The sequence below is a fragment of the Streptomyces sp. NPDC001568 genome (assembly GCF_042893755.1).
In the GTDB taxonomy this organism is placed as follows: domain Bacteria; phylum Actinomycetota; class Actinomycetes; order Streptomycetales; family Streptomycetaceae; genus Streptomyces.
In genome coordinates this window covers 1-19,413 of the sequence record NZ_JBIAVF010000041.1, presented here as the reverse complement: position 1 = coordinate 19,413, position 19,413 = coordinate 1, and the positions used below count along the sequence as shown (strand labels likewise).

At 73.0% G+C, this 19,413-nt stretch carries 14 protein-coding genes and 1 pseudogene; 4 read left to right on the top strand and 11 right to left on the bottom strand.

Annotated elements, in window-relative coordinates; all coding sequences use genetic code 11:
• Window positions 1–716 precede the first annotated feature (716 nt).
• Window positions 717–956 carry a hypothetical protein gene (locus ACFY0I_RS39580; protein ID WP_388904656.1) on the bottom strand — a complete coding sequence of 80 codons (240 nt, stop codon included), beginning with the start codon at window positions 954–956 and terminating at the stop codon, window positions 717–719.
• Between the two features lie 166 nt (window positions 957–1,122).
• Here ACFY0I_RS39580 and ACFY0I_RS39575 point away from each other — a divergent pair, with 166 nt between their 5' ends.
• Together ACFY0I_RS39575 and ACFY0I_RS39570 are read left to right on the top strand one after the other, a co-directional pair.
• On the top strand, window positions 1,123–2,244 hold the full coding sequence (locus tag ACFY0I_RS39575; protein WP_388904654.1) for a DUF5937 family protein: 1,122 nt from the start codon (window positions 1,123–1,125) through the stop codon (window positions 2,242–2,244).
• A gap of 168 nt (window positions 2,245–2,412) precedes the next feature.
• Window positions 2,413–3,969, top strand: coding sequence for a M28 family metallopeptidase (locus tag ACFY0I_RS39570; RefSeq protein WP_388904653.1), 1,557 nt, complete (start codon window positions 2,413–2,415; stop codon window positions 3,967–3,969).
• A 57-nt stretch (window positions 3,970–4,026) separates the two neighbouring features.
• Here the strand turns inward: ACFY0I_RS39570 and ACFY0I_RS39565 are convergent, their stop codons facing one another.
• A complete protein-coding gene (locus ACFY0I_RS39565; RefSeq protein ID WP_388904652.1) occupies window positions 4,027–5,109 on the bottom strand; it encodes an SAM-dependent methyltransferase in 1,083 nt (360 codons plus the stop codon).
• A gap of 107 nt (window positions 5,110–5,216) precedes the next feature.
• Here ACFY0I_RS39565 and ACFY0I_RS39560 point away from each other — a divergent pair, with 107 nt between their 5' ends.
• Together ACFY0I_RS39560 and ACFY0I_RS39555 are read left to right on the top strand one after the other, a co-directional pair.
• The gene (locus tag ACFY0I_RS39560) at window positions 5,217–6,419 is read left to right on the top strand and encodes a sensor histidine kinase (protein ID WP_388904650.1); all 1,203 of its coding nucleotides are present in this window, start codon (window positions 5,217–5,219) and stop codon (window positions 6,417–6,419) included.
• A gap of 12 nt (window positions 6,420–6,431) precedes the next feature.
• A complete protein-coding gene (locus ACFY0I_RS39555; protein ID WP_388904649.1) occupies window positions 6,432–7,100 on the top strand; it encodes a response regulator in 669 nt (222 codons plus the stop codon).
• A gap of 35 nt (window positions 7,101–7,135) precedes the next feature.
• On the opposite strand, the gene ACFY0I_RS39550 is transcribed toward ACFY0I_RS39555, so the two are convergent.
• The 9 genes and pseudogenes from ACFY0I_RS39550 to ACFY0I_RS39510 form a co-directional block, all read right to left on the bottom strand.
• Complete coding sequence (locus tag ACFY0I_RS39550) at window positions 7,136–8,548, bottom strand: DUF6177 family protein (protein WP_388904648.1); 1,413 nt, start codon at window positions 8,546–8,548, stop codon at window positions 7,136–7,138.
• Window positions 8,545–12,624, bottom strand: a complete 4,080-nt coding sequence (eccCa, locus tag ACFY0I_RS39545; protein ID WP_388904647.1) for a type VII secretion protein EccCa — start codon at window positions 12,622–12,624, stop codon at window positions 8,545–8,547. The genes ACFY0I_RS39550 and eccCa overlap by 4 nt, the downstream gene beginning before the upstream one ends.
• The gene (locus ACFY0I_RS39540) at window positions 12,621–13,733 is read right to left on the bottom strand and encodes a hypothetical protein (protein WP_388904646.1); all 1,113 of its coding nucleotides are present in this window, start codon (window positions 13,731–13,733) and stop codon (window positions 12,621–12,623) included. Before ACFY0I_RS39540 ends, eccCa begins: the two co-directional genes overlap by 4 nt.
• A 16-nt stretch (window positions 13,734–13,749) precedes the next feature.
• Window positions 13,750–15,096 (bottom strand): type VII secretion integral membrane protein EccD, encoded by a 1,347-nt coding sequence (gene eccD, locus ACFY0I_RS39535; RefSeq protein WP_388904645.1) that lies wholly within the window; start codon window positions 15,094–15,096, stop codon window positions 13,750–13,752.
• 13 nt (window positions 15,097–15,109) lie between these two features.
• Window positions 15,110–15,352, bottom strand: coding sequence for a hypothetical protein (locus ACFY0I_RS39530; RefSeq protein ID WP_388904644.1), 243 nt, complete (start codon window positions 15,350–15,352; stop codon window positions 15,110–15,112).
• Between the two features lie 268 nt (window positions 15,353–15,620).
• The gene (locus ACFY0I_RS39525; protein WP_388904643.1) at window positions 15,621–16,379 is read right to left on the bottom strand and encodes a hypothetical protein; all 759 of its coding nucleotides are present in this window, start codon (window positions 16,377–16,379) and stop codon (window positions 15,621–15,623) included.
• A gap of 16 nt (window positions 16,380–16,395) precedes the next feature.
• The gene (locus ACFY0I_RS39520) at window positions 16,396–17,700 is read right to left on the bottom strand and encodes a hypothetical protein (protein WP_388904642.1); all 1,305 of its coding nucleotides are present in this window, start codon (window positions 17,698–17,700) and stop codon (window positions 16,396–16,398) included.
• Entirely contained in the window at window positions 17,658–18,221 is a 564-nt protein-coding gene (locus ACFY0I_RS39515) for a pentapeptide repeat-containing protein (protein ID WP_388904641.1), read from the bottom strand. The genes ACFY0I_RS39520 and ACFY0I_RS39515 overlap by 43 nt, the downstream gene beginning before the upstream one ends.
• A gap of 49 nt (window positions 18,222–18,270) precedes the next feature.
• Window positions 18,271–19,413, bottom strand: a pseudogene (locus ACFY0I_RS39510) (hypothetical protein); the annotation flags it as partial.

Below are 19,413 nucleotides of genomic sequence, written 5' to 3'. Positions count from 1 at the left end.
GGCCTTCGGCCACCCTTGACCGACCGACCCGCCACGAAAATCCGAAGACCGACGGGAACCCCCCAAAAGAACGGTCACGGGGCAGAGACGAGAGGGGCGGGTCGGCCGGCGATGAGGCGAGGGGCCGGGCGCCGGCCGACAGGGCATACGGGGACGCCGGAGGGCCTGCGGCCGGGTCACGGGCGCGGCCAAGGACCACTACCCGCCCGTCAGGACGACCACATCAACCGGGATTGCGGGTGGGCGGGAGGACGCACCAGGTCGTCAGTCGCTGAGACGTCTTCGGCCACGCACCGGGCTGGTGCGGCCTATGTCCAGCCAGGAACGGGCCGGCGGCCGCTGAGCCGAGCGAAATGACTGACGACCTGGTGCGTCCTCCCACCTACCTGCACTCCAGGTTGATCTGGTCGTCCTGATGGGTGGTGAGGCCCGTGGCCCGGCCGCAGGGCCTCCGGCGTCCCCGTATGCCCTGCCGGCCGACGCACGGTCCCTCGTCTCGTCACTGAGGGAGCTGCTCCTGCTCCTCTGACCCGTGACCGTTCTTTTGGGGGGTTCCCGGCGGTCTTCGGCTTTCCGGGACGTGCCGGTCGGTCAAGGGTGGCCGAAGGCCATCGCGAAGCGACGCGACGACGAAGGAGGAGCGCCCTTGAGGGACCGGTACGGCACGGGGAGACGATGAGACCGGCGGGAACCCACCAAACCCACCCTGATCCGGATCAACGGGGTCCCGCCCCCCGCAGCCACCGGCCCCCGTTCCGCAACCCCCGTACCCACCGGCCCCATCCGCTCCCCCCGCTGCGGGTCGTCGGGCGGCCCGAGGGGGCTGCGCGGGAGCGGGCTTCCGTGTGGAGGGCGCGCAGGGTGGCGATGTCGTCGCGGCCCGGGGGCGGAGGCATCGGGGTGTGGTGCTGGGCGGCTCGGTAGGTGTCGATGAGGTACTGCTCGATGGCGGTCATGGGTCCACCCTCACCCCCTCGGCCGCAGCCCGCCGTTCGATTGACGGTCCGCGTCAATCGACGCCTCCCACCTGCGGTGGAGCCCTCGTGCGGGTCGCTCGGACGGCGGTGTCGGGGAAGGCACCCCGGGCCGCGGCGGCGCGGCCCGGCGGGCCAGAATGGGGCGATGAGCGTCACCATCGACATCGCCGGACTCCCCGCGGAGCGGATCGGCTTCGCGCCGTCCCCACTCGCCGAGCTCTGCATGGCCCTGCACGCGCTCTCGCAGCCCGCTCACCACCCGGGGCTGAACTCCTGGACGGCGGCCACGACCGCCTCCCTCGATTCCTGCCTGGCGGACCGGCTGCTGGAAGCCGACTTCATGTGGCGCAGTTCGTTCTCCGACATCTTCATGGCCTTCGCCGGCGTCCCCGGCGCCGGCCTGCCGGCGACGACGCTGGCCGAGGAGCTCGACGTCCTCGACCGGATGGACGACGAACGGTTCGTGATGGCCGCCCTGGAGCACTGCTGGCTGGCCCTCTACAACGAGGGCGGCGGCCCCTCCCCGCTGCGCGATCCGGCGGCCCGGGCGAAGGCCCTGGACACGGCGGCGGCGCGCGGGCCGCGACAGTTGGCCTTCTCGCTGCGGCTGATGGACGACACGGCCGGCGTACGGGTCTGGTTGCGGCGGCTGTTGGAGGACTGCGACGAGGCGTTCTTCGCCGAGACCTGGCGCCGCATCGGGCCCCGGCAGAGCGCGGACGCCCGGCACAAGGCGGAGGTGCTGCGCCGCAAGGGCCTGCCGGCGGCGCTGCGGGAGGTGTCGACGGCATTGAGCGTCGACGAGGAGCAGCGGACGATAACCGTCGACAAGATGGTGCACGGGCAGGCCACCGCCACGGATCCGCGGATCGGGGCCGGGCTGGTCTTCGTACCGACCGATTTCGGCTGGCCGCACCTGCTGGTGCTGCACGCGCCGGGCTGGCGTCCGGTGGTGCACTATCCGCTGGATTCGCCGGAACCGGCCTCCTCGCCGGGCTCGGTGGAGTTGCTCCAGCGGCGGATGGAGGCGCTGGCCCATCCGATGCGGATGCGGCTGTGCCGCAGTTTGGCCCGGGCCCCGTACACGACGAGCGAGTTGGCGACGGTGTACGCCATATCGGCGCCGGAGGTGTCCCGTCACCTGACGGTCCTGAAGAAGGCCGGATTGTTGCGTACGTGGCGCCAAGGACGCTATGTACAGCATCAGTTGGATCTGTCCGTGGTCGCACGGATAGGTTCCGATTTCATCGAGGGCATTCTTCGCTGACCTTTTTCCGGACGCCGGCCTGAACCGTTCGGCGGAGATTCACCGATATACGGATTTCACAAACCGGAAGCAGTGAAAACTCTGGCGAGAAAGGCCGGTTGGTGCCTAACGTGCGTCCACCACTCCCCCACGCACCGTGCGATGCGCACCTGCTGTGAAAGGACCTTCATGCCCTCTCGCCGTATAGCCGCAGCCACCGCCGCACTGGCGGCCGCGGCCCTCGTCTCCCCGCTGTTGCTCGCCGGACCCGCCGGTGCCACCGGAAGTCCGCAGAGCGACGCCGCCCGGGGTGACGCGCTGGCCAAGAAGCTGGTCCAGGAGGCGACCGGGAAAGGCGCCAACAACCACCTGAAGGTGTTCCAGTCCCTCGCCGACTACAACAACGGCAATCGGGTCGCTGGTTCCAAGGGGCACGTCCAGTCGGCGCAGTACGTCGAGGCCGTGCTGAAGGGCGCCGGTTACAAGGTCACGCGGAACGAATTCGACTTCGTCTACGTCGAGGCGATCGCCGAGAAGCTCGCGGTGAACGGCGACAACGGCCGTGATATCCCGATCCACTTGATGACGTACACGGCGAGCGGCCCGGAGGAGGGCGTGACCGCGCAGGTCGCGGTGGCCCCGGTGGACGCCGACGGTACGACCGGCTGCGAGCCCGGCGACTTCGCGGCGGGTGCCTTCACGGGCCGGATCGCGCTCGTCCAGCGCGGCGGTTGCACCTTCGCGGTGAAGCAGGCGAACGCGGCGGCCGCGGGCGCGGTCGGCGCGATCATCTACAACAACACCGACGGCGCCCTCAACGGCACCCTCGGCGACGCGAACGCGGGGAAGGTTCCGACCGGCGGCATCACCAAGGCGGACGGCGAGAAGCTGGCCGCCGACGCGGCGGCCGGCCCGGTCGAGGTGACCCTCGACATCCGCGAGCTGCGCGAGAACCGCAAGACGTTCAACGTGGTCGCCGAGACGAAGGGCGGCGACGAGAACAACACCGTCTTCCTCGGCGCGCACCTGGACTCGGTCGCGGCCGGTCCCGGCATCAACGACAACGGTTCGGGTTCGGCCGGCATCCTCCAGGTCGCGCAGCGCCTGGCGAGCCAGCAGGCGAAGGTCAAGAACAAGGTCAAGTTCGCCTGGTGGTCGGCGGAGGAGTACGGCCTGCTCGGCTCCGAGGCGTACGTCGCCTCCCTGACCGAGGCGCAGAAGAAGCAGATCAAGCTGTACCTGAACTTCGACATGATCGGCTCGCCGAACGCCGCCTACTTCGTCTACGACGGCGACGACTCGGACGCCACGGGCGCGGGCCCCGGCCCGGAGGGTTCGGCGCAGCTGGAGAAGGGGATCACCGACTTCCTCGACTCCAAGAACATCCCGCACGAGGGCACGGACTTCTCGGGCCGTTCGGACTACGGCCCGTTCATCGAGGTCGGCATCCCGTCGGGCGGCACGTTCACCGGCGCCGAGGGCATCAAGTCGCCGGAGCAGGCCGCGAAGTTCGGCGGTCAGGCGGGTGTCGCCTACGACGTGAACTACCACGGCAAGGGTGACGACATCACGAACATCGACCAGAAGGCGCTCGACATCAACGTCGACGTCATCGCGAACGCGGTCGGCCACTACGCCCACGACCTGGCTCCGCTGTCGCAGCCGGTCGTCTCGCAGCCGACCACCCCGGGCACGGGCAGTGGCGGCGGTCTGCACGAGGGCCACGGGCACGAGGTCACCAAGTAACGACGAGGTCGCCGAGCGTCCGCGAGGTCGCCGGGTGACCAGGGGCCGGGATTCCCGTCAGGGGGTCCCGGCCCCTGCCGCGTCCCCGGGCCCTGCCGCGTCCCGGGCCGCGTCGGCGAACCCGGACCCGTCGCCGAACCCGGACCCGCCCGGCCAGGGCGGCACGCCGACCGGCTGCACCAGCCAGCCGAAGTCGCCGAGGCCGCCGCGTGCGGTGAGTTCCGCCGCCTCGCCCGCCGCCGCCAGGGCGCGGACGTACGCCGCCGGGTCGGTGGTGGCCAGGGCCAGCGGGGGTCGGCCGCCCGAGACGCCGAGGGCGGTCAGGGCCTCGCGCTGGGTGAGCAGGGTCGCGCCCGGTCCCGCGCAGGCGTCGAGAGCGACGTGCGCGGTGACGTCGCAGCCGCCGTCCGGGACGGGGGCCACCTCGCGGCCCGCCCGGAAGCCGGTCAGGGTGCCGTACGGGGGTCGGGCCTCCCGGGTGTGGCAGTAGTCCACCGCCACCGCCAGGCCCCGGTCCAGGGTGGCGACGGCCGCCGCCCAGGCCGCGTCCCGGGGCAGGCCGATCTCGGCCCGTCCGGTCCGTGAACCGTCCGGCCACCACCGCTCCAGCCAGGCCCGGTCGTCCGCGTCGAGGGGGCCGCCGGGGCTCTCCGTACCGTCCGCGGCGACCAGGACGTACCGGCCGTCCTCGGCGACGTCCAGCGGGACGTTGTCCAGCCACTCGTTCGCGAAGAGCAGCCCGGTCGCGCCCGCGGGCAGCTCGGCCACCCACCGGATCCGCGGGTCCGGCCCGCCGGGGGCGGCCGGGTCCGGCGCCGCCGCGCGTTCCACGGCGTACGGGCGCACCCGTGCGGCCGTCGCGGCCGGCAGGGCCGCGAGGACGCCGGTCAGCAGCTCGCCGCGGCCCGCGCCCACGTCCACCAGGTCGAGCCGCCCGGGGCGGCCGAGCTCGGCGTCCACGGCGCACAGCAGCCGGGCCACGGCCCGCGCGTACAGCGGGGAGGCGTGCACGGAGGTACGGAAGTGGCCGGCGGGGCCGGGCCCGCCGGGGCGTACGTAGAACCCGCCCGGGCCGTACAGCGCGGCCTCGGTCGCCGGCCGCCAGCGGACCGGTCCGGGGGTGTCGTCCTGAGCGCTCATCACACGAAGGTTAGGCTCACCCTCCACCTTGCGGAGTACACCCCCGTCACAGGGATCGCTCCTGTGGTTGACTCCAGCACCTATCTCCTTTCCCTACTCTGGGTGACGTGCAGCGCCTCTACGATTTCATCCGCAGACACCCGACGGGCGTCGACAGCTTCTGGGCTGTCCTCTTCTTCGGGATCTCGATGATCGCCGTGGTGGGAAACCCCGGGACGAGCACGGCACTGCGCCTGGCCACCGTGCCCGTCGTGATCGCGCTGACGGCCGCCCTGGCCCTGCGCCGCAAGTGGACGCAGGCCATGTTCTGGACCACGGTCGGCGCGGGCGTCTGGCAGCTGGCCTTCGGCATCGAGGCGCAGGTCTGCGACGTCGCGATGCTGGTCGTGCTGTTCACGGTCGCCGCCGGGGACGTACCGCGCTGGGTCTCGCGCGCCGCGCTGGGCGTCGGGCTGCTGGCCTCACCCGTGTACTTCGCGCGCTTCGGCGTGGACAAGGGGATCAGCTTCACGCAGAGCGTCGTCTTCGCGCTGATGGTGATCGTGCCGTTCGCCCTGGCCTGGGTGACGGGCGACTCGCTGCGCACCCGCCGGGCCTATTACGCCCAGCTCGTGGAGCGCAACCAGCGGCTGGAGAAGGAGCGGGAGGCGCAGGGGAAGGTGGCGGTGGCCGCCGAGCGCGCCCGCATCGCCCGCGAGCTGCACGACGTCGTCGCGCACAACGTGTCGGTCATGGTGGTCCAGGCCGACGGCGCCGCCTACGTCATGGACGTGGCCCCGGAGCAGGCCAAGGAGGCCCTCCAGACCATCTCCGGGACGGGCCGCCAAGCCCTCGCCGAGATGCGCCGCCTGCTGGGCGTGCTGCGCACCGGCGAGCCGCAGGACTCCGAGGACTACGTGCCGCAGCCGGACGTCGAGCAGATCGAGGTGCTGGTCGAGCAGGTACGGGCGTCCGGCCTGACGGTGGACTTCGTCGTCGAGGGCACCCCGCGGAAGCTGCCGAGCGGGGTCGAGCTGACCGCGTACCGGATCGTGCAGGAGGCGCTGACGAACACGCGCAAGCACGGTGGCCCCGAAGCCGGGGCGAGCGTCCGGCTGGTCTACTTCGACGACGGGCTGGGCCTGCTCGTCGAGGACGACGGCCGGGGCGCGGCACACGAGTTGTACGAGGACGGCGGCGCGGACGGCGCCGGACACGGTCTGATCGGCATGCGGGAGCGCATCGGTATGGTCGGGGGAACCCTGGACGCGGGACCGCGGCCCGGCGGAGGCTTCCGCATCAGTGCTTTGCTCCCGCTCAAGAAGAGGTAGAGGTATTCACCGATGTCCATCCGAGTGATGCTGGTCGACGACCAGGTGCTGCTGCGCACCGGCTTCCGGATGGTGCTCGCCGCCCAGCCGGACATGGAGGTCGTCGCCGAGGCGGGGGACGGCCTGGAGGCGCTGGAGGTGCTGCGGGCGACCAAGGTCGACGTGGTGCTGATGGACGTCCGCATGCCGAGGCTCGACGGGGTCGAGGCGACCCGGCGGATCTGCGAGCCGGAGGAGCACCCGAAGGTCATCATCCTGACCACCTTCGACCTGGACGAGTACGCCTTCTCGGGGCTGAAGGCGGGTGCGAGCGGGTTCATGCTGAAGGACGTCCCGCCCGCGGAGCTGCTGGCCGCGATCCGATCCGTGCACAGCGGGGACGCGGTCGTGGCCCCGTCGACGACCCGGCGGCTGCTGGACCGTTTCGCCCCGATGCTGCCGACGACGACGAACGAGCCGAAGAACAAGGACGTCGAGCGGCTGACGGAGCGCGAGCGCGAGGTCATGCTGCTGGTCGCCCAGGGCCTGTCGAACGGCGAGATCGCGGCCCGGCTGGTCCTCTCGGAGGCCACGGTGAAGACGCACGTGGGCCGCATCCTGACGAAGCTGAGCCTGCGCGACCGCGTCCAGGTCGTGGTCCTGGCGTACGAGACGGGTCTGGTCCGCGCGGGCGGCATGTGAGCACCGGCGCCGGTCCGACGGCCGGCGCCGGTCCGCTACCCGGCGGTGGGGACCGAGGTGCGCAGGTGGGCCAGCAGGGTGCCCAGGGTGTCCCAGCCGGCCGGGTCGGTGCCGTCGCCGAGCGGGTAGTGCAGCCCGGGCCGGCGGGCCGGGCCGACCTGCGCGGGCTTCAGGGCCAGCGGGGGTCGCCGGGCGAAGGTCAGGCCGGTCTCGGCGACTCCGGCCCCGCCCAGGGTGAACGACACGGGCAGCGGCGGCGGCGCGATCCGCGGGGCCACGCTGGGGTCCCGGCGGCCCGGGCCGGCCGAGACGAGCATGCTGATCAGGCCGTGCCGGGCCACGAGCTCCTCCGCCAGCGCGGGCAGCGCGGCCAGTGGCGGCTCCTCCGCCGGGCCGTAGCCCAGGGACAGGGTGACGTCCTCCTCCACCCCGCCGGCCGTCCGGGTCACGCGTACGGTCGCCAGCGCGGGCCGCTCCGGCCGGCCGACGACGGTGATCAGCGTCGGCTCGGGAACCCGGCCGCGCGCCAGGTCGGTGAGCAGCCGGGGGGACCAGGGCAGGTTGACCGGCTCGGCGGTGCCCCAGCCGGCGGGCGGCTCCCCGGTCAGGATCCGCCAGGCGGCCTCCAGGCAACGGCCGAGGATGAGTTCCTCCTCGGCGGGGTGCTCCGTGCGCAGCGACACGGTCAGGCGGCGTTCGCCGGGTGCGTCGGGCCGGGTGAAGGCCTCGGCGGGGCGGGCCCGCCCGGCCCCGTCGCGGACCGGGGCGAAGGTGCCGTCCTGCCAGCCGAGGACCGCGCCGGACAGGCCGTCGTAGTAGCCGCCCCCGGGGTCCTGCACGACCCACCGGTTCGGGGCGCCGGTCAGCGCGGCCCGCAGCGGCAGGCTGAGCCGGCAGTGGTCGGGCGTGACGATGTGCAGGGCCGCGCCGAACCCGGCGGTGGTCCGCAGGACGTCCGACAGCCAGGCCGTCAGCGGGACCACGGGCCGGTCCGCGAGGACGACGGCGGTGGACTCGGTGACCACGTCCACGGTGGGCAGCGCGCCGACGGGTGCGGGCGCCGCCGATGCCGCGGAGGCGACCTCCACGCCGCCGACGCGGCCGGCGCCCTCGGGCCAGACGGCGCCGCCGAGCACCTCGGCGAGCCGGCCTGCGACCGCGCCGGCGAGTGCGACCGCCTCGGGCACGGCGGTGGACGCGCGGGTCTCCGTCCACCAGACGGGCGTCGCGGACGGTGTCCCGAGGAGCCGTTCGGTTTCCCCGGGGACCTGGACGAGTACCGGGGCCTCCACGGAGACCAGCGGCCGACCGCCCGCTCCGAGGAGCTGGATGACGGCGCCGTCCCCGGTCGGCGAGACGTCGAGGTCGGCGCCGCCCGCCGCGAGGGCCACCAGCATCGCCGTGGCGTCGGGCATGGCCGGGGTGAGGGCGATGACGTCCTTGGTCACGGTGCTTCCTGGTCGGCGTGGGGAGCCTGCTCGGACGGCGCGGGGACGGTCGGCCCGGGGAGGTTCGCCCCGGGGGCGGGCGCGGGCGCGCTGCTCAGCGCGGTCTGCACGACCTGGTGGGGTCGGCCGCGGCGGACGAGCTTGCCCCGGCCCGGTGGCTGCGCGCTCGCGTACAGCTGCGGGAACAGCTGTCCCTCGGAGCGTTCGCCGCTCATCACCAGCGCGGCGGTGCCCGATTCGCGCAGGGTCGTCATCAGCGGTTCGTACAGGGCCCGGGAGGATCCGGCGACGCGGCGGGCCAGCACGAAGTGCAGCCCGATGTCCTGGGCGGACGGCAGGTAGGGCACGAACGCCTGGAGGGGCTGCTGACCCGCGGTGGTCAGGATGTCGTAGTCGTCGACGAGGACGACGATGCGCGGGCCCGTGAAGCCGGGGCCCTCGCCCGGTTCGGCGTCCGGGTCGACGCCGTCCTCCGGGAGCCGCTTGTCGAGTTCCTTGGCGATGCCCGCCGACAGCGCGAACGCGATCTTCGCGTTGTGCGCGTATCCGCCCCGGTAGGGCTCGGGCACCACTCCGCGCAGGCCGCGCCGCGGGTCGTAGACGGCGAAGACCAGCTCGTCCTCCCCGTACCGGGCGATGAGTTGGCGGGCGATCAGGGCGAGGAGGTTCGTCTTCCCGCACTCGTTGTCGCCGAGCACCATCAGGTGCTGGTCCTGCTCGAAGAGGTCGAGGAGGACCGGCGCGAGGACGTCCTGGTCCACGCCGATGGGGATCCGGTACGGCTCGTCCTGCGGGGACGGCAGCCGCTCGGCGGGCAGCCGTGCGGGCAGGACCCGTACCGGGGAGGCGAGGTCGCCGTGCCAGGTGGCGCGGACGGTGCCCGCGGCCTCCTCCAGGGCGGCGGCGAGGTCGGTGTTGCCGGTCCGGGAGTCGATGCGGGGCAGGGCGACCTGCGCGAACAGCTTGCCGTCGGTGAGGACCCGGCCGGGGGTGTCCGGGGACAGGGTCTCGGACAGCTTGCGGTCGATGGCCGAGTCGGAGGGATCGCCGAGGCGGAGCTCGACGCGTCCGCCGAACAGGGACTGGTTGGCGATGCGGACGTCGTTCCAGCGGAGCATCCCGGCGACGACGTGGATGCCGTAGCCGCCGCCGCGCTTGAGGAGGTCGGTGACGGCGTCGTCGAGTTCGTCGAACTCCTCGCGCAGCGCACCGTACCCGTCGACGATGAGCACGATGTCGGTGGAGGTGAGCTCGGGCAACCCGCCCCGGGAGCGCAGCCGGCGCAGCTGGTCGACGGAGTCGATGGAGTGCTCGCGGAACAGTTGCTCGCGGGCGGACAGCATGCCGCGCACCTCGGCGACCGTACGGGCGGCCCGTTCGCGGTCGGCGCGCCCGGCGATCCCGCCGACGTGGGGGAGCCCGGCGAGTGCGGCGAGGCCGCCGCCGGCCAGGTCGAGTCCGTAGATCCCGACCTGCTGCGGGGTGTGCGTGAGGGCGAGGGAGAGCGCGAGGGTGCGCAGCAGGGTGGTCTTGCCGGACTGGGGGCCGCCGGTGACGGCGGTGTGGCCGCCCGCCACGGTCAGGTCCAGTTCCCACGGGCCGCGCCACTGCCGGGCGGGGTCGTCGAGGACGCCGAGGGGCACGCGCAGCGGGCGGCGTTCCTCCGCGCCCAGGCGCAGACCGCCGCCGGTGACGGAGAGCGGTCCGGCGGCGGCGTCGAGGGAGATCGCGTCGGGCAGCGGGGGCAGCCAGATGCGGCGGACGGGCGGGGCGGCCGCGGCGAGCTGGTCGACGATGACGGACAGCACGCTGGGGCCGGTCTCGCGGACGGTCGCGGCGGGCTTGTCCTCGCCGTCGTCGGGGGCGGCGGTCGTGTCGCGCAGGGTGTTGAAGGTGGGGTAGGCCAGGGCGAGGGGGCCCCGCTCGTCGGCGTCCCGATCGGCGGCGGGACCGCGGTGGCGGCCGGAGACGTAGCCGGCCTTGAAGCGGGTGTAGGTGGAGGTGTCCACCTTGAGGTAGCCGAAGCCGGGCAGCGGCGGCAGCATGAAGGCGTCGGTGGTGTCGAGGACGGTGCGCGATTCGTCGGCGGAGAAGGTGCGCAGGCCGAGCCGGTACGACAGGTAGGTGTCGAGGCCCTTGAGCTTGCCGCCCTCGATGCGCTGGCTGGACAGCAGCAGGTGCACGCCGATGGACCGGCCGATGCGGCCGATCGACAGGAACAGGTCGATGAAGTCGGGCTTGGCGGTGAGGAGTTCGCCGAACTCGTCGATGACGACGAACAGGTGCGGCAGCGGCTCCAGTTCGGGCCTCTCGGCGCGCAGGACGGCGTAGTGGCCGATGTCGGCGACGTTCCCGGCGGCCTTGAGGACCTGCTGGCGGCGCTTGACCTCGCCGGCGAGGCTGGTGTGGACGCGTTCGACGAGCCCGGCCTGGTTCTCCAGGTTGGTGATGACCCCGGCGACGTGCGGGAGTTCCGCGAAGGGGGCGAAGGTCGCGCCGCCCTTGTAGTCGACGAGGACCATGGCGAGGTCCTCGGGCGAGTGGGTGGCGACCAGCGCGAGGACGAGCGTACGCAACAGCTCGCTCTTGCCGGAGCCGGTGGCGCCGACGCACAGCCCGTGCGGGCCCATGCCGAGCTGCGAGGACTCCTTGAGGTCCAGCAGGACGGGTCCGTGGCGGTCGTCGATGCCGATGGGCACGCGCAGGAAGTCCCGTTCGCCGCGGGGCGCCCAGAGGCGCTCCACGTCGAGGGCGGCGGGGTCGGTGATGCCGAGCAGGCCCATGAAGTCGACGGGACCGGAGACGGGGGTGCCCTCGGCGACGGACTCGGCGGACAGCCGCAGCGGGGCGAGCATCCGGGCGAGGCCCTCGGCGGTGGCGGGGGCGAGCGCGTCGGTGAGGCCCTCGGCGGCGGGGCCGTGCGGGGTGCGCAGGTCGCGGACGGTGACGCGGGAACCTTCGACGGTGATCCGTATCGTCACCTCGTCGGGCTCGTGTACCTGCTCGGCGAGCAGGTGGAGCACGGTGGTGTTCATGTCGGTCAGGCCCACCGCGCTGTCGGGGCGCGGCAGTTCGACGGCGTTCTCGCCGTACTCGTCGCTGACCACGAGGAGCCGGCCGGCGAGCCGCAGCGCGCCCCGGTCGGACAGGCCGCGGCGGACCTCGGCGGCGTAGGAGGCCCGGCGGCGCAGGTCCGCCCCGAGGACGTCGGCGAGCTGGAAAAGGCTGGGGGCGATCCGCCGGGCGGGGACGGGCCCGTCGAGTTCCTGCGGATCGAGGACGTGGGGCAGCCACTTGACCCAGTCCCAGTCGGCGGCCAGGCGCTCGCCGGGGACTCCGAGGGCGATGGCGACGTCGTCCGGGGCGTGCAGGACGGCGGTGTGGACGAGCAGGGCGCGGGCGACGCGCAGGACGCCTTCGCGGTCGCCGACGATGCTGACGTTCCCGGCGCGGTCGAGGGGGACGGTCAGCGGGAAGTCGCCGGCCCGCTCGAAGCGGGACATCAACGCGCCGGCCTCGTTCAGCATGAACCGGTCGGGAGGGGTCAGTACCCCGCCCGCGCCCGGTGCGAGGCCGAGGTTCTGGACGGCGACGGCTCCGGTGCCCAGGCGCGGGCGCAGGAAGTCGGGGTCGGTGCGGCGCCGCTCCCACAGGCGGGCGGGGTCCCGTACGACGTCGTACAGGGCCTCCGGCGGCGGGTTGAGGCGGCGGGCGTCCTCGCGCAGTTCCCGCTCGCGGGCGCCGAGTTCCTCGCGCTGTTCCTCCAGGTACTCCAGGTAGCGCTCGCGCTGGGCGCGCCGGGTGCGCTGGGCCTTGCCGCGCTGGGACCAGAACAGGGCGACGGCGCCGAGCAGGGCGAAGACGAGGACGATCGCGCCGATGGCGGCGAACTGGCTGTTGCGGACGACGGTCATCATGACGACCGAGCCCATGACGCCGGCCATCGGCAGCAGGGCGGTGGCCGGGCTGCCGATCTTGCCCTCGGGAAGGTTGGGCGGAGCTTCGACGGTGCGGGGTTCGGCGGGGGCGGGGGGCAGGGTGCCCCGGGCGGGCCGGTGGACCAGGTGCTGCGTCACCGGCCGGCTCCGGCCCCGGCCGCCGGGAGCGCGACCGCCCGCCGGAGGACTTCCGCGGCGAGTCGGACGGCGGCCTGCCGGGTTTCGGCGCCGAGGAGTTCGGTGCGGACGGCGCCGCCGGAGGCGAGGTGGCGGTCGTACGGCAGGACGACGACCCCCGCGCCCGTTGCGCGCAGGGTCGCGGCGGCCTTGGCCAGGTCCACGGCCGGGTGCGGGGACTGCGAGGTCAGGACGACGACGGTGCGCGGCAGGACGGGTACGGGCAGGGAGCCGAGCCAGTCGAGGACGGCGTGGGTGGAGACGATGCCCTCGGTGGTGGCGGGGGTGGTCAGGACGCGGGCGTGCGCGGTGTCGAGGGCGGTACGGGCCACTTCGCCGGGCAGGGTCTCGCAGTCGACGACGGTGACTCCGAAGTAGCGGCGCAGCGCGACCATGACGGTCCGGTAGGTGGCGACGTCGACCTGCGCGCCGATGCGGCCCTGGCTGCCGGGCAGCAGCCAGCCGCCGTCGGCGAGCGGCACGAGGTAGCCGGTGACGTCGGTCAGTTGCATGGAGGGGCGCACGATCTGCGCGAGGTCGCCGACGGTCCAGCGCAGGGACGGGACGCCGAGCCGGACGGGGAGGGTGCCGAGGGCGGCGTCGGCCTCCAAGGTCAGCACCGGGTCGTGGCGGAAGTGGTTGTAGGTGCGGCTGAGCAGGGCGGTGACGGTGGTCTTGCCGGAGCCGCCGCGGATGCTCGTGACGACGATGTGGCGGCCGGTGGTGACGGGCTGCTGGACCTGGGTCGCCAGTTCCGTCTCGGCGGCCACGGCCCGGGCGACGGAGGAACCGAGCGCGCCGCGCAGGGTCCGCAGGGTGCGCCGCACCAGCGGGTCGCCGTGCCGGGGCCGCCCCGCGGGGGCTTCGGAGCCGGCGACCGGAACGGTCTCGGGGGCGGCGCGGGGCGCGGCGGGGCGAGGGGCGGGATCCTGCTGCCGGGGCTGCTGCGCCTGCTGGGAAGGGTGCGTCTGCCGGGGTACGGGACCGGCCGCGGGGGCCGCGACGGGGGTCCCGGTCAGCTCGCCCAGGACCCCGGCCTGCCAGTCGTCGCGCTGGTTCATGTCTGCCATGTCTGAGAAGCAACCCTTACGCGAAGGTGCCGAGCAGCCGCCCGTACACGCCGAACACCCCGATGAGCAGCGGGAACAGCACGATGACGCCGACGGACTCGGCGGTGTCCCCGATCCGCCGCAGCCTGACCCGTACGTGCTCGGGCGGCTGCACGGCCAGGACCCCGAGCGCGATCAGGGCGAAGCCCAGCAGCGTGGCCAGGGGTCCGGCGGAGCCGGCCCGTCCGGCCCACACCAGCAGCGCGGCCACGGCCACGGCGGCCCCGGCCAGCAGCAGCGCCACCACCTCCGCGACCAGCGGGAACGCCCGCGCGCGCAGCCACAGCACGGCGGCGACGGCCACGGCCAGCGACACCGTCCACACGTCGGGGTCCCGCAGCGCGAGCACCCCGGCCGCGGCCGCCGAGACGGCCGTGGCGAGGGTGGCCAGCACCAGGCCCCGGTGCGTGGCACCGAGGGCGGTCGCGACCTCGTACCGGCTGACGGAGACCCCGCGGGCCCGCTGGTCGTCGAGCCCGGTCAGTCCGGCCGCGGCCAGCGCGAGGCGCGGCAACAGCCCGAGCAGCACCACCGAGGCCACGGCGAGCACGGCCCCGGTACGGGCCGCGTCGCCCTGGAACAGGGCCACGCCCTCCCACAGCAGGGTCAGACCGGCGACGGCCACCGCCCCGACGAACCCTCCCCGCCCGAGGGAGGTGAACCACCCCAGCAGCGCGAGCCCCACGGCCAGGGCGCCCGCCACGGCGGCGAGCCGCCCCATGCCGCCCCAGTGCTGGGCGTCGCCCATGGTCCACGCCCCGAGCACACCGGTCGCGCCCGCCGTGGCGAGCAGCGCCGCGGCGAGCCCGGACTGCTTCAGTCGGCCCGACAGCGCCCCGACCACCGCGCACGCGCCGGCGGCCGCGAGCAGGGCCGCGGCCACCGCGCCCGGCGTGAACTCCCGCCGGGCGAACCACCCGGCGAGCAGTACCCACCCGACGAGGGCGGCCCCGGCGGTGACCCGCCGCGCCGACGCCCGCCAGCGCCAGGCCCGTACGTCCAGGTCCTCGGCCGCCTCGTCGGTGACGTCGTGCACCACGGGCGCGGACGGCGAGTCCTGCACCCGGACGAGCCGCAGCACGGCCCCGTCGGTGACGCCGGCGTCGGCGAGGGAGGTGTCGTGTTCGAGTACCGACCCGTCGCCGGTCACCAGGTGGCGCAGCATCGGCTGCGCCGCCACCCGGTCGTCCAACAGTCGTATGACATCGGGCAGGAGCCGCCCGACGGGTTCCTGGGAGGGCAGTACGAGATCCATCCGTCGCCGCTCACCGACCAGGGTGACCCGACTCAGTGCCGTACCGCTCGTTGTCCCCGTACTCACCACGCGTTCGAACCTATCACCGAGTGCTGACCTGTCCCGGGGTACCGGACTTGCCCATCAGCCGGTGCGAGACGAACGACCAACCGACGCAGCCGGCGCACAACACGGCCGCGATGACCAACCCGGCGACCGCCTTGCCGATCCGCTCGTCGGCCACCCGCCGCCCGCGCTGGGCTCCGAACAGCACGGCGTCCCGGATCCGCCGGCGCCGTACCGCGACCGACTCCAGCAGTTGGCTGTCGTAGTCCTGTGCCGCCATGGCGCTCCCCCTTCCTGTCGGCCCCCGACGCTAGTACGCCGTCGCTCCCCCGCGAAACCCGCCCGGAGCCCGGCCTTCCAGCCCGAGGGCGCCCGAACACCCGTACGGGGTTCCTCGTCCCGCGACTGGCCTTGCGCCCCAGCGACCCCAACCCGCCCCGACCTGACGGACCGCATGTGATCGACCCCGACGACCTCGACCGGCACTTCAAGAACTTCGTGCGTCCGGAGGGGCCTTCCGGAACCACGCGCCCACGGCTCGGAGGTGATCACGGCATGGGCTGCGCCGCCGCGTGCTCCTGCCCGATGAGCCGGGCGGCCTCCAGCTCATCGACCGTGACGAGCCCGGCGCCCCGCACCGCCTCGTCCGAGGCGGGAATCAGATCCGTCGGCTCCCAGCGGAGAGCGCGCCCGAGGGACTGGTCCGTCGGCCCGTCCCGCCGTACGCACCGCCGCAGCAGCGGCCTCCGGCCGTCCGCCGAGGTGTAGTACGTGACCCGTCCGTCCACGTCGAGCGCGTCGAGGACGATGTCGCTCAGGTCGGTCACGGGCGGGTTGCCCGCGCAGGCCTCCAGCGGGCCGGGGCGGATCAGCACACCCGTCAGGTCGATGAAGCCGGCATCGTCCCGGGCGAACTCGCCGCCCCGCTCCCAGAACAGGAGCAACGGCTCGTAGAGGTCGGGAAGGCCGGCGAAGGCCTCCGGCTTCCGCCCCCGGAGTTCCGCCAGCCGCACCGCCCCCGAACAGGTACTCCGCACCTCACCATCGGACGGACGGCGCAGCAATTCCGCGAGCGCCTCGGCCACTGCCGGGGAGAGCCGGAAGTCGGGATCCACGTACGGGGTGACATCGGAGAGCAGCCAACTGCCCCGGCCGCCGTGGGCCCGGGACCACACGGCCGCCCGCCGCAGGTATTCACGGAACAGCACGCGCCGCGACTTGACGTGGCCGAACGCGAAGTCCCACTCGCCCGCCCACTCCACCGCCCGCAGACGATCCAGCACGACGCGGGCCGCTCGGTCGGTCACTCGAACCCCATTCCCTTCACCGCATCGGCGCTCCTACTCGAGCGCCGGCAGCGCCGGCGCCTCGAACGCGCCCGCTTCGGCCGCCGAACTCGCCTCGGGCCGCCCACCGCGAGCCGGTGGGCGGCCAGGACCGCGTAGGCGGACAGCAGATCGGACAGGCAGCTGAAGGGCGCGGGCTGCCTCGCCGTCGCGGCCCCGTCCACCGGGCAACAGGCGTACGGGCCATCAGGGCATTGCCCCCGCCCCGTACGTCACGGCTTCGACGACGGATGCTCCTGCCGCGCCAGCTGTCCCAGCTTCCAGAACTCGTCCACGTCGGTCGCCCGGTCCGCCCGGCTACAGGATCGGCGGGAAGCCGTCCGAGTTCGACGAGCGCGGCAGCCGGGGACAGCCCCCGGTCGTAGGCCGCCTGCAGCCGGTCCAGCCAGACCAGCCCGGCCCGGTAGGCGTCCAGGTCCGCCGCGTCACGCGGCTCGAAGCTCGCGGCCGCCTCGGCATCCGAGGCCCACAGATACCCCAGCACCTGCTCGGACCCTGCGACCGGAACGTACCGAACGGCCCCGGACGCCTGCCGTCCGTAGCCGGCCGTGAACTTCGGGGTCTGACTGAAGATTCCGTTCCGGTAGGGGATCTCGAAGCTCCCCCACACATCGGAGGCGGAGCCGTCGTCTTCGTAGTGGTTCTCGACCCCCGATTCGGTCGGAACCGCGAACCAGGTGGCGTCGTCGGGGTCGATCTCGACATCGAGTGCCTCCGCGATCCCTGCGAGGGCGGACGCCAGGCGCGGCCGGTTCGCGGCGAACACCGCCTCCTGCGCGCGACCCCGCAGATCGAACGGCATCCACGCGTCGCAGAAGGTGGTCAGCGCCACGTGGAAGTAGCCCTCGGACACCTCCGCGCTGAGCGCGAAGAGGCCTTCGACCGCCTCGGCGCCGGTCCCGGTCTCCACGATGCCGTCGCACCGGGCGTACAGATCCACGCCCCCGATCTCACCGGGCGCGATGCCTTGCCGGATCCGCTCCACCAGCGCCTCGGCCGGCGGCGAGTCCTCCGCGGTATCCGCAGCCGCCTTGCCCAGAGGAAGATCCGCTCGAAACAGGATGCTCCGGCGGCCCATCTCGGGAACCTCCACGGTCACGCGCCCGCCGTGCGGCGTCGCGAGCCGGTGCCGGTCCAGGACTTCGAGCGTCAGGAGGAACCGGTGTACGGCCTCGCGGACCAGATCGGTGTCATGGCCGAATTCCCCCCACGACCACCGCGCGACGGGTGTGCCGGCGATCAGGGGAGCACCCTGACCTTCGCGCCCCGATGGTTGAGCCATGCCTCCAGTTCGCCGCCGGCCAACTGCCGCCGCTCATCCGCCTCCATGACGACCGCCGGCCCGAAGATCGCCCCCGAAAGGCCCCGGACCACCGTCCGGTCGTCGAGAACCACCTGAAGGAACGTGTGCGAAACCGAGGCGTCGGACAGGTCGGCACCCCGCAGGTCCACGTCGTCCAACGATGCGGAATCGAGTACGGCCCGAACGAAGGAAGCGCCCCGGGCATCCACGGAGTACACGTCCGCACTTCCCAGGTCCGCCCCGTCGAGCACCGCACCGCGCAACGACGCCCCGTCCAGCACGGCCTTCACCAAAGACGCCCCCGAGAGATCCGCACCATCGAGAACCGCACCCTCAAGATGTGCCCGATAAAGATCCGCACCAGCCAGTCGGGCCCCCCGGAAAATTGCCTCCGTCAGGAGTCCGTCCGCCAGGTCCGCCCGCGACAGATCGACGAGCGACAGGTCCAACCCCGCGGCATCAAGCACCGCGACATCACCATCGACCCAACCTCTCAGCACAGTTGTGGCCTCCTCGTCGGCAGGCCATGCTGCCACGGCACGGCGGGGATCACGGGTACCAGACAACTCGATCACTCCACCCATGTCGATCGACGATCGCCATCAGGTCGTCGATCGCCGCCTGATTGGCATTTCGCACATCAAGAATGACGATGCGATTCTGCGTCATTTGCTTTTCAATCTTCCTCACCCAGCCCTGATTGTTGGCCGGGTCATACGCACCCTTGAAAGGCATTGACTTGTCTCGGGTGTTGTTGAGGGGAGGCCAGTCGGAGTGTACTCCCTTGATGTCGTAGAACTCTCCCGTACCGGGCGAATAAAGGTCCCCCTGATTGTTACCCGGAGGGCGCTGAATATCAGCAGGAACCTTGCCCTGTTCCCGCAGGTCGAGAGCCACCCGCGCCTCGTCCATCTCGGACGGCGCCACCTTCCCCTTGTGGTCGGGGTCGTGCTTGAGCACATCGAAGTCGTCGATGTAACGCTGCTCCAGATCACCAAGGTGTTCGTCCAGTGCCGCCCGCTCATCCACGGAGAGCTCACGCGAGGGAACATTCGTGCCCTCTCCGCTGTGGGACGGGACAGCGTCGCCCTGGTGTGGAACACCCGGCCCGTCGCCGTGGCCCGAGCCCGGAGACGGAGTGTCGTCGTGACCGCCCGTACCCGGCCCGTCGCCGTGGCCGGCGCCGCCCGTGGGGGTGGTGTCGCCGTGGCCGGCGCCGCCCGTCGGGGTGGTGTCCGTGTGGCCGCCCGTCGGGGTGGTGGGGTCGGTGTGGCTGTTGTGGGCCGTGTTGTCCGCGACGCCGCCCGGGGTGTGGCTCGTGACGCCGCCCGGGGTGTGCGTCGCCGCTCCGCCGGGGGTGTGGCTCGTGACGCCGCCCGGGGTGTGGGCGCCCACGCCGACCGGGACTTCCTGGCGTACCGGAACCTCGGCCAGGGGGTGGTCGGGGCCCTTGGGGACCGAGGTGAGGTCCTGCTTCGGGACGCCCTTGTGGTCCAGGAGCTGGTGGGTGGTCCTGTCGTAGTACTGCGGGCGTCCCAGCGGATCGTCGAGGAGACGGACCGTGTCGTCCGGGTGCGGGAAGGTGACGCCCCCCGGGGCCTCGGCCTTGGGGAGGTCCTTCCACACCACGTCATCGACCTTCGGGAACGCCCCGTCCATCTTGCCGAAGTTCGCGAACAGATCGCCGACCTT